Genomic DNA, 12606 nt, shown 5'->3' with positions numbered 1-12606 from the left:
CTGTCGGCCTGATTCTGTTCAAACCTTGGGCCCAGCGTGGCTTCGAGGTAGCAGCAGTTAAGCCGGTGGGGCGGTACTGCCTGATCAAGCCAGGTGAGCACCGGACCCATTGCGAGGGCGAGGATACCGGTCCCAGGGACCCAGTATTAGCAGCCATCAAAACCATGACTCAACAAGGGGGCGGCAGCCGTGATGCCACCTCTCGCTAAGTAAGTCGTTTACCTGTTCTGTATCCAACCCAACCTGAGGAACCGCTATGACTATCACTACCGACATGCTCGCTCGTATCGCCGTTGTGGTGCTGGCCGTGATCATCTCGATCGCAATCAAGCGCCGGAAAGCTCTTTTCAGTGTGAAAAACGCCTCTGGCCCTGAGCAGGCCCAGGCCATTCAGGGCTTTGCTGACCGCTCGCTGCGCGATGTCAATATCCTGCTCTGGCTTTGCTCGGCCCTTTGCGCAGCTGCACTGGCCGTGTGCTTCTATTCGATTTTCAACCCTCTGTAAGTCACTCCCTGGTCGGTGACCACAAGGCCTCGGTTCATTACTGTGAACTGAGGCCTTTTTTTGTGGCGGCATCATGACATCGAATGGCTAGCAGCATATAGATTCTTCTTGTATTATGCGTACGTGTTATCAATCAATTCAAGGAGCTTGAAATGCAACGAATCCAATTTTGGGCCATGCGTACATTGAACATTGTCGGCCAAGTGCCGGCAGCCCTGGCACTGGCGGCTTTCGTTTTCGTGTGGGCAAAGATTGGCCACATCACCCCTGCACTCGCTTTCGTGCTGATCGCGGTCCTGATGATGGCGGTGCTCTTCGTGCAGCTGATGAAAATGGCCGACCGTAGAAAGGCCAAGGCCAGTGAGCAGGCTCGTGCTGGCACCGGTCTGCGCTGAGTTTCACTGTGCCTGCCAGCCTGGCGCAAGTCATCCCCTGCCGCCCGTATGTGCGAAGCCTGATCGACACCGGTTTCTACAGCGAGATACCGATGCACCGCGGGGTGGTTGAGCGCGTAGAGCTCGCAGGTGGCTATGCCGTGGAGCTGAGCCTTTCAGGGGATGTATTTGATGGCTCTGCGGTATGTGAAGGGCGACTGGTTACAGCCTGGCTGCTATCGAAGTCAGAGGCTGTACCAGTCGCTGTCCTGGACGCGGTTTTGTTGTCCAGTGGGGAGGGGAAGCGATACTCCTTGGCTGAGGCTTGCGATCTGGTCAGCGAGACCGTCCAGAAGCTGGTTCACGAGCTGGTGAGAACCTGCCACCAGGACTTCTCTGCTGTGCTCGAAGCTGGCAGCGTCTTTGTTATAACCCGGCTGGAAGTTCGCGACAAATTCAGGTCGTCAGAACAGAGCGAGTCTATTATCGAAGCTTCATGCACCTGGCTTCGATCGAAATTCCGGTTGGTGCTGCTAACCCTGCAGCCGTTTCCTCTCCAATACGAAAATACTGCTCCAGTTCTAGGCAGCCGGCATTACGAGGCATACTGGCGAGCCCTTAGAGCGGACGTGGAGAAGCTTTCTTTATACTACAGCTATCACTTTGATTGTATTGCTGCGTCACTTGAGTCTACTTTGTTGATCAAGCCGCTGAGCGGATACAAATGCGCGCTAAGCCGTGCAGGGTGGTCGTTTATAGCAGCGGAGTAAATATGCTCGCAAAATCGAAGCAGCCCAATGGCGTAAAGTATAATATTCAACTTCTCATGAATGGGTGGGTGGTTGCAGCGCTCTTCTGGGTGGTTGGATCCTTAACTGATTTCCTCCTGGAAAAGTTCGAAATCATCCCTGCTTACAGCTACGGCTTTTGGGTCAAGGTTATTGGCTGGGCAATGGGTGGTTTTTTTGTCGCTCTGTTCATAATCCGCCTAGTTATCTATCGTTACCATGTAAAGATGGGCAAATACCTATGAGTCTGTTCTTGATCGGGGTTGGCTTGACGGTAGCTGCTCCGGCGCTGTGTCGCAAAAAGTATCAGGCCCATGGACCAGCCTGGATCTACTCCCTCGGGTGCGCCGCTGCGGTGCTTGGCCCATACATTTTGCTTTGCACATTTTTGGACATGGCGACCTTGCTCGCGACTGCAGCAGTCCTTGGGCTGCCGTTTTGGATGTATGAACGATATCTGGGAGCTAAAGGCCGGCATCACTTCACGCAAGGGGTAGTGGCCTTTCTGGTGGAGTTGACGCCTGTTGCCGTGTTCCTGCTCCTATTCCGATCCTTTGTCGCCGAGCCATACCTTGTTCCGTCGTCATCAATGCGCCCCACACTTGTGGTGGGTAGTGTCGTTGTAGTCGATAAGTTCACCTATGGTATGAGATTACCATTCGTTCCGAAGCCAATCACGCAAGGCCGACCACCGAAACTTGGGGATGTTGTGGTTTTCCGATTCCCACTCGATCCGTCTAAGCCTTACATCAAGCGTGTGGTTGGAGTCCCCGGTGACCACATCACTTATCAAGGTGGTGTATTAGCCATTAATAATGCACCGGCGGTACATCTGGGCGAGAAGCCATTTGCTTACGAAGATGAAGCTAGCGGAAAGCTCAAACAAGCCGTTTATACGCTGGAGAAAATTCAGGACTTACAAATCGGCACGATCAAAGACCCTGGCAGCAGTGACTTTGGTGTAAGCACTGACTTTCCTGCCATTCCCGGCTGTGAGAGAAGCGTGTCAGGCTTGTCATGTACTGTTCCTGCCGGTTCTTATTTTGTACTGGGTGATAACCGCCCCAATAGCTTGGACAGCCGCTACTGGGGTTTTGTCTCGGACAAGGAAATAATAGGTCGCGCCATTCTTGATCTTGATTTCACTAACGGCAGATTGGAATTCAGTCGAATATCTCGCTGATTCGCTATCAAGGAGCAAGCTGTCATGGAGCAACGCAAGAATACACCCCCGTGTTCCTCATTACCTGTTTGTAAGGCAACGCAAGGCCTTGCACCCACCTTTCAGGAGAGAAACGCATGAACTTCCATGACACCGCAATCAAATATGCCCAACTCGCAGCAGCTGCAGTCGATTCTCGCGGTAACCTGCTGCACCAGGTGGGGTCGTACCCTGCAGGAACGGTACGTGACGCTGAGCTCGCTGAACTTGAGCAAGCGTATCGATCGACAGTCTTCGCCGAGTTGGTGAGCTCCAGTGAACTGAAGGCCACGGCCCACGTAGTGTTGTCCCAGGATGACGACGAGTCTGGTGCGGATGCAGAGGTGATCGGTATCTGCTTTGACTCCGCTTCGGCAGAAGGTCTTGCCGACGAAGCTGCATCCGAAATGGTTAAACGCATCAACCAGTTGCTGGCCAATGACATGGGCGCCGATTTCGAACCTGTTTCAGTTACGCAGACTGGCCAGGAGCGCATCGTTTCCAATTCCAATGTCGGAATTCTGGGGGCTATTCGCATCAAGACTGCTTCGGTAAGCATCGAGGGGAACGGTTTCGGACTGCATGCCGTTACCTCGCCAATCATCCCGCTTGGGGTGGCCAGTTTGTAAACCAGCTGTATGCCCGGGCCAAGTGCCCGGGTTTTTTTTGCCCTCGGACCTTTGGGCTCCGAGGGGTCACACATGGCGTTGTACTGATATGCACTCATCCAGTATTATCAGTACACGTTACGTATCGAAAGGGCCTAGTCATGGATAGCCGTTCTTCACATTCTCTGATCATTCGCGTCGTGGTTGCTCTTGTCGTCGTAGTCATGGGCCTGCTGGCTACCATGGCTGTTGGCGCCGGCGTGGTGCAGATTTCCCCCCAGCTCATTTTTAAGGGCGTCTTCCTTTGTCTTGTCGGAGGGGCCCTGTACCTCATCATTCGCTCTTTCGTGGCCGCTCCTGTTGAGCTGGATGACCAGGTTGCTGCAGAACCGAACGGAAGCAAATAGATGTTCGACCTTCATGAAGGGAGCAGCGGTACCGAGGCGGCAGCCAACCTGAGCTCTCGCAATCTCTTTTTCGAATCGGCGGATAGCGGTTTGAGCAATGTTGCCTGGGCCCAGCTGATGGACCAGTTCCGCGACGAGCAGGGCTGGGCGGATACCCGGCTTAGCAAAGAAATTGGCATCAGCATCTCCATGATCCGCCAATGCCGAGTGCACATGCGCCCGTTGCCTCCTCCAGCGCGCATACGCACGCTGGGCGCGATGGGTGTGGAGGTGACCTTGTCGACTTTGCTCGCAGCATTGCCAGAGCCCATTCGGGAGGCAGTGGAGGCGGCCAATCAACAGTCACAGGTGGTCCGCGAGACATTGGTATACGGTTTCTTCGATCGCCTTGACGCCGGCGGTTCACCAGACCTGGTCAGTGCCTTCTTCGATGGTTTGGCAGCGATCTCTGGGCTGAGTGACAGTGAGCAGGCGTCCAGAATCGGCCTGTCACTGGAGGATTTCATTCTGATCCGCACGGGGCGTAAGCCCATCCCGTTTCGCGTCAAGATGGCTATATCCGGTGCTTACACGGCCAAGGAGCTTGGCCCCCTAATCCTGTCGCTGCTGCCGGCCGCCTAGGGAAGGGAAATTCACAGAATCAAGTGATCCATATCGTATACGTACGTGTTATGCTTCAGATCGATTCCGGTGGTTTTCGCCGGCAAAACTTCTGGAGGTGTCCATGGCGGCTCACATTACTGCTCCAACCAAGTGCCTTTGTGGGCACATTGATCTGTTCAGCTTTTCCTCTCCAGGGATGAGCGGGCGCCGGCAGGATCGCCTCTACGCCAACAGCACTCTCTGCGGGGATTGCAGCGCCCACATCCGCGACCTGGTTAAGCCCCAAGCAAAGGGCTTCTATAAGATCACTTTGCCCCAGCTGGTGGGCCGCCCTCGTTCTGTTTCCTGGGCCAATTCGCTCCGCGTGGCTCATATACGCTCTCTCGGTCCGATCATGGCCCGTCTGAAGTGCAGTACTGATCCAGTGGCAGTTGTGGCGCTGGCTGTCTTCGAGATGCTCTTCAAGATCACTGATGCCAACTTCTGGCTTTCGGGCAAGGATCAAGCTTTTGGCGCTGGCCACTGGGTGGTTTCGGAGATCGAGCATTTGATGCGCAAGCGTGACCTGTCCATGCACGAGAACTCCCGTTCGGCCTATTGCTACTGGAAGGCAATTAATCCCGCAGTCATCCACCAAGCCCGGCAGGAAGCGTCTGCGCTTCTGTCCTCGCCCCCAGTGTCGACGGGTGAGTCGCCGGCAGTTCAACCATCCCAAGCGCAACCCCCAGCGGGCGGCACCTCGGTGTTCCTCTGATCGGTGTCTCAGGTGAATTCGTGCAACTAGAGAACTCAATAGCGCACCAAGATGCAGCTGCGCTTGCTTCACCAGCTCCAGCCGACACCCCTTGCTGCGCGGTAATAGGGGGGTCGGTTGAATGCGCTGGATATGGTTTCGTGGCGAGCCAGGGGGCTATCGTTGGCCATAATGAGATGCCCCCTTGCCCTGCGTGCAATACCGTGTTGTTTCTGGCCAACGCGAAGAACCAGGCCTCTGCGCCTGCAGGAGCAGCCGGCAGCGACATGACAACAGAGCAGATCTGGCTGGATGCGCTCCGTGTGGCTCATCGGGAGAACCCAGGTGGCGTGCACGCGGCCTTGGAAGAGGTCGGTGAGGTGCATGTCAGGGTATCTGGGCCTGATCGATCGACCGCTGTTGTTCGTACTTACAACGCTCCATACCAGCTCAGTGAGACAGAGCTCGATGATGCGGCCGTCGACGCCATCGCGCTCAACATGAAGGTGAAGATGGCCAGGAACCGGGCGAAAGGCCGTGCTGGCTGGAATGAAGGCGATACATGCACAGCTGATTTCCTTTCGAAAGAGCTGCGCGAGCACGTAGAGAAAGGAGATCCGCTCGATGTCGCGATCTACGCGATGATGTTGAACCTTCGCGGAGAGGTCATCTCAGCGGCAGATTGCAGCGCCCACACATCAACTGAATGAGTAAGACCCCCCCCATGATCAAATTGACAAAGCTTGCCCTCCTGGCCATTGCGTCACTCAGCGCATGCAATGCCTCTGCTGTCGAACTGGTGCTTTCTTCCAATGCCACTGAAATCCCCCATGACCTGGTCAAGGAAACGATTTCAGCGCACCTGCCACGGCAAATCGTAGAGCTTGATGGCAGCTACAAACTTTACGCATACCTGGAGACGGCCGACTACCAGCCGGGAGAACGGCTTTACAGCTATTCAGTGCAGCTTCATAAACGGGTGGAGGAGGCTGGCACCGGTAAGGTCTATTGGGTTAGTACTGGCGGCATCCGCGGCCATGGTGTTGCCACCGTAGCGCAGGACACGATTCTGGCCAACCTGGGTAGTGATCTCGTGGCCGGCGCCAATTCTTTCAAGCTCGATCAGATGTAATGCCAAGGTAGGTAGGGAATCCCTGACAGCTCATTCTTACAGCGTGACAATAAAAATTCATAGGCGATACTATTCGGGTACGCGTACGCGTTATGTATCTGCAAGCCTAGTGAAGCTGTCAGCGTTGGAGCTCGATATGACTGCAAAACCACCTTTTCTTTTGTCTCTGTCAGGGGCAGTCGCACTGTCCCTAATCTCAACTGACTCGTTCAGTTTCAGTCTTGTGCCAGACCCGCCTTCGAGCGAACTGCCTACGTACCTGGCTGCATCTGCGGGGGCCATTTTCCTCCTCGGCGCCTGGTACAGGTTCAACCGGTACAGAACTACGGCACAAGTGGCAGAGCTGCGGATCCAGCGCCAACTACAGGCGCTTGAGAAGCTGGAGACCCAGGTCGGCCGAGCGGAACAAGTACTGTCCTTGGAGTGTGAATTCATGACGCACCAGGTGCGCACCGAGCTTCAAGATTCCCTGTACGCCATCACTACAGACACCATTCGGAACATGGGTGGGCTGCGCAGGGGGGAACTCATGACCGACAAGCAGTTCAGCAAGTTGATGGCGCGGTCTTATGAGCTTTTCAGCAGCCTGGAGAAAGCGCAGGCCAATGAGGTCACGCTCAGTCTGGATGATGATGTGCCACTGCTCATGCCAGAACGGGGCAATCCTCTACCTAAGCCGGTACCACAAAAGCGTCCTGATGCCCCCCTGACACTCCAAGCCCCCACGGCAACTGCGGCAGCGAGTATCCCGATTCCGGTGAAGCCGCGGCCGAAGGGCGCCAACGCAGACGCAGGGGAGTCGGATGGGGTGCCGGCGCTGGCAGTTACGTCAGCTCTCGTTCTGGGTGGTGCTCTGCTCTCCAGCAATGGGATGTTCTTGGGTGGTGATGATGCCCAAGAGTCAGGTCAGAACGACTCCCTGGATGATTGAGGCTTATGGAGAACTCCAAGCCCGCGCCTGGTATCGAAGTGTCCTCTGCTAGGCGCATCACTGACTCAAGCATGCAGGGCATCACCCGTGACAATCGCCCATCGAAGCCTTCTGATGCCGGCTGGCGTGTTCGACTGATGAAGGATGGGAAGTTTGTCGCCGATCGCCATTTTCGCGACCTAGCCTACCACGGCCGTTCCCGGGCGAAGCACGCAGCGCAATGCTATCGCGACGACATGGCCACAGAACACCAGATCCAGTTCGCCCAAACCGTGCACACTGATCTTGCGCACCAGCGCCATGCAGCAGGCCTGACTCAAGCAGCTATAGCCTCGATGCTGTCCGTGTCGCCCGGGCTGGTATCGAAATGGGAGAAGGGGGCCGATATGCCGGTTGCAGCTCGATCACTCTTCCGCGCTGCAGTGCAAGCTGAGTTGGTCGGCGACGCCCCGAGCCTGGCCGGTGCGGATATCAGGCGCATCAGGGCCGAGGTTCTAGGCTGGACACAAGCACAACTGGCCGATGCGCTGGGGTGGGCTTACGCCGCAGTAGGCTATTGGGAAAGAGGACAACGGCGGATACCAGGCTGGGTCCAGGTGTACATGAAGGCGATCGACGAGGGCCGTGTCAGTGGCAAGCAGTGAGGATGTTGGTAGCAGTTCAACAATTGACGGGGCGATCAGCCAGTGGAGGCAAGTGAAGCCCTTGCACCTACGCCTCCCGATCGTCTTTTCAGATGGTACTCAACTTGCCCGCTTCGCAGTCGACTGCGGCCAGTGCCGGCGTAGTTTGAACGGACATTTGGTGAGGGGTGAGATCAGACCTCAGCCGGGCGATCGCTTCGAGCTGGTTGGGCTTGCTGCCTGTGAGGCATGCGCGTCGTTCACCCGATTCGCGATCATGTGTACGGGGTCATCCGGTTCGGTGCGGCTTGAGTTGTCAGCTGCTGGGCAATTGAAGCGGCATGAGGTGCACACAACTTGGTGGACGAAGTTGAGGGCCATTTTTCGATAGGCAAAAAAAACCCCTACATCAAGTGTAGGGGTAGCCTGGAAGGCATGGTTAGTCCTCAGTAGTTTTGAGGTTGAGCTCTTGCTCAGTGGACGGGTTTACGTTCAGTTTTTTCTCTTCCTCTTCCGCCAGGCGGAATTGTTCGAGAATATCTTCAAGCCGCTTTTGGTTTTCCGGGGAAAGCTGGCTGAAGCCTTTGTCTTGCCGAATCTCTAGGATTGCCGTTTTCATCGTTGGTGCTGCGTTGGTGATTGCCTTCTTGATGACCTTGCCTGGTACAAAACGAGGCATCAGCTTCTCTGTTCTGCCGCCTGCAGCAGCTGAACGGGCAAGGCCTTGCTCGATCACTTGCAGAGCTTTGGGACCATGCTCTTGAAGTATCTGAACTGCCAGCGTGAAGGAAACCACTTCGTCGCGGACATAGTTCCTGATCTCGATAGGTCCGTTGATCATCAAGAGGTAGTCCGAAACCTGGGCGGGCCAGAGATTCAGTTTTTTGGCGATCGCGGTATGGTCATCGGGGTGGAAGCGGGTCATGCGTTTGCAAACGACTGCGGTCGCATACGGGCTAAGCGGTGAACCATTGTTGCTGATCACGAGGTCTGCCGTCATGTCCTCTTCAGAACAATCATCTGCAGCAATGATGCAAGGAATGGTTGGAATGCTTTCACCGTCAGCGATCGCTTCCAGCGTGGCTTCAAGCCGCTGATGGCCACGCTTCAGACAAATAGACTGCCCGCCATTTTCATCGCGACGGATGATGACCGACAGAGCGGAATCCTTTTTAAAACCATTGTCTTTGATTGACTGCTTCAGCTTTTGAACGTTGGCCAGGTAGGCGGCATTGCGCTCCCTGACATTGTATCCCGGGATGACCTTGATGGTGCTTGGCGCCACATTCCACAGGTCGCCGGCGGTAAATTTCTTTTTTCCATCACCTTCTTCCATTGCCTTCTTGATGTTGCCAGTGGCGATGATCATGCGGAAATCCAGATCCATCTGGTGTTCGGTGCTGCTGTTTTCGACGGCTGCGGTCATGGCGGTGCCCTCCTGAAGGGTCAGTGATCGTTGAACTTGCTAACAGAGATGACTGACACCTGCGCATAACCCAGATTTGCCGACACCAGCCATCCGGACAGATATGCTACCTGTCTGGCGCGGCAATAATACATAACGCGTACGCATACGCGAAAGGTATTTCTTAAAGGATTGCTGCGTTACCTGCGCTCAACTACCCAGATCGTAGAGCGCTGCGCGGCATCGAGTTGCCCCGTGGCGGTGGCTCCGTCGACAAGGGATAACTTGATACCGACTGAGCTGCGGATGGTGTCTTCCAGATGGTCAAGGCCCGATTCTGTTTGGTAGGGAGACATGGCCACCTCGATTGCACCCGTCACCTTAAACAACTCACAGCCAGGGCTGTGGTTGTTCGCTCCAACGCGAGTGATGGTCAGGTCACGGATGGCACCATTCGTAATAGCGAGACTCATTGCCTCAGGACCTTGTCCGAAGATGCACAGACTTGCACTGACTAGCCCATTCAGTTCATCTCTCGATCGACAAGCGTCGACTGAAATGATTTTCTGGAAGGTAGCAGTGAACCCTGGCCAGGTGTCAGGGGGGGAAATTTTTCCGTGTTTTGATGACCAGACGGGATGATGGCTGACCATGACTCTTGTCACGTGGTCGAGGCTTTCCGCAAACGACCAGTGCTGGTCGGCGCCGGCACGAACTTTCGCAACTTGCCACTGGGAGCGAAACGCCCACAGCTCAAGGGAGGACGATTCGTCGATCTTGTAGAAATCACATTTGCTTTGAGCGTGGGTCAGCGCTGGCGCCATGACGGCATCACCATGCCATTCAAACTGGTCGAGGTTTTTTAACCTCTGATTCCCGTGCCAATACGAAAGCTCGACAGTGACCTGGGAGAACCACTTAACCGCTGAGGTGCTGGCGGCCGGCAGATGGGCGGGGGAAGAAATGCCTTGCTGGGGCTGGCTCGTGAGCATGGTTAGTCCCTCATAGTTTTGACGCGTGAATGATACATGAACACATACGCCACCTGTATCGTAATGCCATCGCTACATTTGGTGGACGAAAAAAACCGCCCTCGAAGAGGGCGGCTGGGTATGGTCAGTTTGTAGCTGAGGCTGCTGGCGCAGGCAGAAGCTCCTCTACAGCTGCGCCGGCGAGGGCTGCTTTCACCATGCTGTTGATGACGTCAGCGGTAGTGCCCGGCTCTGTTCGTTGGATGCAGGTGCTGTATGAGAACAGCAGTTGCTCTCCGATCAGGGGGATGCCGTTTTCGTCGGGGTCTTTCTCGTGATCGAACGTCCCGCAACCATTACCGATCTTCAGCTTAAGGGCTGCAGAGTTTGCACAATAGGCCGGGTCGCAGATGCCGCGAACGTCAAAGCGAATGCAGAATGCTTCTGCAAATGCGCGGATCTTCGGCGGTACGTTGTAGCTCTTGAAGGCCTCCTCGAAGAAGCTTGGGTGCACAGCTGGGCGTTGAGAGGTAGCGTCGAGGGAAGTGGTGGTCATGAATCATCTCCTGGTGGGTTGAACTTGCACCAGGAGATGCAGAGCAGGGTTCTGTAAATCTAGAGGGCGAGGGTGATAGCAATAATGGTCAAAAGCCCTATGCCCATGAGGACCTTCCTGTTCCGGTCATCAAAGTAGATCCCACGGCGGTTCAAGAAATGTTCGACGATCGTCCACCCGTCCATTGGGGGCAAGGGGATGATATTAGTCGCTGCTAGGAGGATCGAGCCCTGGGCCGCGACAAGCGTCGGCCAGTTCGGCGAGACGTAGTTAATACCGAAAAACAGCAGGCCGGTCGCCAGCGAGATGAGTGGGCCGCCTGCAGCAATGATCGCCCGGCGGTCTGAGGGCGCCTTTTCATAGTCGGTACTGACCACATAGGCCCAAAGCGGAATCAAACCGATTTCATGAATGATCCCGGATTTTCGGAACGAGAAAAGCTTATATCCGCCAATAATGAGTTTGTCAGGCTTAATGCCAAACCGCTGCATCGGTATTAGATGCCCGGCTTCGTGGATCAAAAGCAAGAACACGAGCATCAGCCAAATGACGAAAAAGGCGATGGCGAACATCCCGATGGTTACCAGTGCGTCAGGCAGCATGGTTTTCATTCCTAGAACATGATGCAGTAATTCTTTAGCAAAGCTTCAAAACGTTCAAGTCAATATCCGGATATTTGTCTTGTCCTGTGTACTGCACAGTACAACTACAGGCCAGATGGTAATACAGGTCCGTGTGCGTCATTACAGATGGTTATGAAACTACTCTGGTGAAGTATGAATACTTGTTTTCAGCTTGCGGCTTACGCTCGAACTCAATGGGCGCTAGCCCTACTACTCATGAAATCTCCGGAAACCACTCAACTAGCAGCCAGCGCATTTCAAGATGCAAAGGATGCTGCCTGGGGATATGGCTGGGGGGCTTCTGAAACCCCTCATGCACTCCTGTCTGATGTCCCGGAACTGTTGAACGCTTTCAATGAAGGCAAAACTGCGCTTCAGCAAGATATGAAACTTGCTGGCTGATACTAACTTTCAAAGGAACACCGATCATGAGCAGCACTGAAGTAAAAGCTAATCAACCAGCCCTTGCATTGTTCGCAGTTACTCTGAATTGGGGGCAGCAGGATGAGGGGACATATTCCGAATATGCCTTTGCAGTTTCTCAAAATGAAGCCTGCTTCAAAGTAGCTGAGTCGATGGCAGAGCAGCGTGAGTATATCGACGAACTGGAAACCCCAGAGGAAAAGCGAGAATGGATTTCTGGCCGAGCCTGGGACCTCGCAGATTGTCACTTGGTTGAGGACAGTTTGGCTTCTGATCTGGTAGCACTGTACGGCGACGTTCTCTTCCCTGATGGCGTTAAGCGCTCGATCGATATGACTGAATTGCGAGCTTTGATCGTTGAGCATCGTCACCGCCTGGTACCACCAGTTGAAGTCACACAGGTTGAGCAGTTGGCATTCCACTCTGTTGAGTCGGGCTTCTGCCGGGTCTACTACAAACGGCCGAAGGGCACTTTGTGCTGCTTCCAGTTGGACACGCGTAACTCCTTCAAGCTCTACCACTGTTCGCGTGATGGTGAGCCAGAACATGAGATCAGTCACGAGAACAAGGCGGTTATCACCTTGCCTGAAGACAATGGCTGCTCTCTAGTATCCAGCTTCCGCACATGGTGGGAGCAACAGAACAGGCAGTCAGCTGCCTAACACCAATGATCCCCGGCCACTCTTCGGAGTGGCTTTTTTTTGCCTCACGATAACCACCCAC

Annotated in this window: 19 protein-coding genes; 15 read left to right on the top strand and 4 right to left on the bottom strand. The window is 54.8% G+C overall.

Going from position 1 to position 12606, the window contains the following annotated elements; all coding sequences use genetic code 11:
- Nucleotides 1–256: 256 nt before the first annotated feature.
- The 13 genes from ACIP1G_RS20080 to ACIP1G_RS20020 all read left to right on the top strand — a co-directional run bounded on the left by ACIP1G_RS20080 (nucleotide 257) and on the right by ACIP1G_RS20020 (nucleotide 7926).
- On the top strand, nucleotides 257–505 hold the full coding sequence (locus ACIP1G_RS20080; protein ID WP_060515403.1) for a hypothetical protein: 249 nt from the start codon (nucleotides 257–259) through the stop codon (nucleotides 503–505).
- A gap of 152 nt (nucleotides 506–657) precedes the next feature.
- Nucleotides 658–900, top strand: a complete 243-nt coding sequence (locus ACIP1G_RS20075; RefSeq protein WP_060515404.1) for a hypothetical protein — start codon at nucleotides 658–660, stop codon at nucleotides 898–900.
- Nucleotides 901–908: 8 nt separating this feature from the next.
- Complete coding sequence (locus ACIP1G_RS20070) at nucleotides 909–1649, top strand: hypothetical protein (RefSeq protein WP_181132497.1); 741 nt, start codon at nucleotides 909–911, stop codon at nucleotides 1647–1649.
- Between the two features lie 2 nt (nucleotides 1650–1651).
- Entirely contained in the window at nucleotides 1652–1912 is a 261-nt protein-coding gene (locus ACIP1G_RS20065) for a hypothetical protein (protein ID WP_060515405.1), read from the top strand.
- On the top strand, nucleotides 1909–2850 hold the full coding sequence (gene lepB / locus ACIP1G_RS20060) for a signal peptidase I (protein WP_181132498.1): 942 nt from the start codon (nucleotides 1909–1911) through the stop codon (nucleotides 2848–2850). Before ACIP1G_RS20065 ends, lepB begins: the two co-directional genes overlap by 4 nt.
- Nucleotides 2851–2966: 116 nt before the next feature.
- A complete protein-coding gene (locus tag ACIP1G_RS20055; protein WP_060515406.1) occupies nucleotides 2967–3497 on the top strand; it encodes a hypothetical protein in 531 nt (176 codons plus the stop codon).
- A 140-nt stretch (nucleotides 3498–3637) separates the two neighbouring features.
- Nucleotides 3638–3883, top strand: coding sequence for a hypothetical protein (locus ACIP1G_RS20050; RefSeq protein WP_060515407.1), 246 nt, complete (start codon nucleotides 3638–3640; stop codon nucleotides 3881–3883).
- Complete coding sequence (locus ACIP1G_RS20045; RefSeq protein ID WP_060515408.1) at nucleotides 3884–4504, top strand: hypothetical protein; 621 nt, start codon at nucleotides 3884–3886, stop codon at nucleotides 4502–4504.
- A gap of 103 nt (nucleotides 4505–4607) precedes the next feature.
- Entirely contained in the window at nucleotides 4608–5240 is a 633-nt protein-coding gene (locus tag ACIP1G_RS20040; protein WP_060515409.1) for a hypothetical protein, read from the top strand.
- Between the two features lie 203 nt (nucleotides 5241–5443).
- A complete protein-coding gene (locus ACIP1G_RS20035) occupies nucleotides 5444–5929 on the top strand; it encodes a hypothetical protein (protein ID WP_219856741.1) in 486 nt (161 codons plus the stop codon).
- A gap of 14 nt (nucleotides 5930–5943) precedes the next feature.
- A complete protein-coding gene (locus ACIP1G_RS20030) occupies nucleotides 5944–6351 on the top strand; it encodes a hypothetical protein (RefSeq protein WP_060515411.1) in 408 nt (135 codons plus the stop codon).
- A gap of 136 nt (nucleotides 6352–6487) precedes the next feature.
- Nucleotides 6488–7282 carry a hypothetical protein gene (locus ACIP1G_RS20025; RefSeq protein ID WP_181132499.1) on the top strand — a complete coding sequence of 265 codons (795 nt, stop codon included), beginning with the start codon at nucleotides 6488–6490 and terminating at the stop codon, nucleotides 7280–7282.
- Between the two features lie 71 nt (nucleotides 7283–7353).
- Nucleotides 7354–7926, top strand: coding sequence for a DNA-binding transcriptional regulator (locus ACIP1G_RS20020; RefSeq protein WP_181132500.1), 573 nt, complete (start codon nucleotides 7354–7356; stop codon nucleotides 7924–7926).
- A 418-nt stretch (nucleotides 7927–8344) separates the two neighbouring features.
- On the opposite strand, the gene ACIP1G_RS20015 is transcribed toward ACIP1G_RS20020, so the two are convergent.
- The 4 genes from ACIP1G_RS20015 to ACIP1G_RS20000 form a co-directional block, all read right to left on the bottom strand.
- A complete protein-coding gene (locus tag ACIP1G_RS20015; RefSeq protein WP_060515414.1) occupies nucleotides 8345–9331 on the bottom strand; it encodes a hypothetical protein in 987 nt (328 codons plus the stop codon).
- A gap of 179 nt (nucleotides 9332–9510) precedes the next feature.
- Nucleotides 9511–10302 (bottom strand): hypothetical protein, encoded by a 792-nt coding sequence (locus ACIP1G_RS20010; protein WP_060515415.1) that lies wholly within the window; start codon nucleotides 10300–10302, stop codon nucleotides 9511–9513.
- 124 nt (nucleotides 10303–10426) lie between these two features.
- Nucleotides 10427–10837, bottom strand: a complete 411-nt coding sequence (locus ACIP1G_RS20005) for a hypothetical protein (RefSeq protein WP_060515416.1) — start codon at nucleotides 10835–10837, stop codon at nucleotides 10427–10429.
- A 59-nt stretch (nucleotides 10838–10896) separates the two neighbouring features.
- Nucleotides 10897–11439: a site-2 protease family protein gene (locus ACIP1G_RS20000; RefSeq protein ID WP_060515417.1), complete on the bottom strand. Its 543-nt coding sequence runs from the start codon at nucleotides 11437–11439 to the stop codon at nucleotides 10897–10899.
- Nucleotides 11440–11676: 237 nt separating this feature from the next.
- Between ACIP1G_RS20000 and ACIP1G_RS19995 the strand changes: the two genes are divergently transcribed.
- Nucleotides 11677–11862 (top strand): hypothetical protein, encoded by a 186-nt coding sequence (locus tag ACIP1G_RS19995; RefSeq protein WP_181718144.1) that lies wholly within the window; start codon nucleotides 11677–11679, stop codon nucleotides 11860–11862.
- A 26-nt stretch (nucleotides 11863–11888) separates the two neighbouring features.
- Entirely contained in the window at nucleotides 11889–12545 is a 657-nt protein-coding gene (locus ACIP1G_RS19990) for a hypothetical protein (RefSeq protein ID WP_181132502.1), read from the top strand.
- The last annotated feature ends 61 nt before the right edge of the window (nucleotides 12546–12606 follow it).

The organism is Pseudomonas sp. NPDC089392 (assembly GCF_044749595.1).
Classification (GTDB): Bacteria; Pseudomonadota; Gammaproteobacteria; order Pseudomonadales; family Pseudomonadaceae; genus Aquipseudomonas.
The sequence above is the reverse complement of the archived record's forward strand: the minus strand, read 5'-3'. Positions and strand labels throughout refer to the sequence as shown.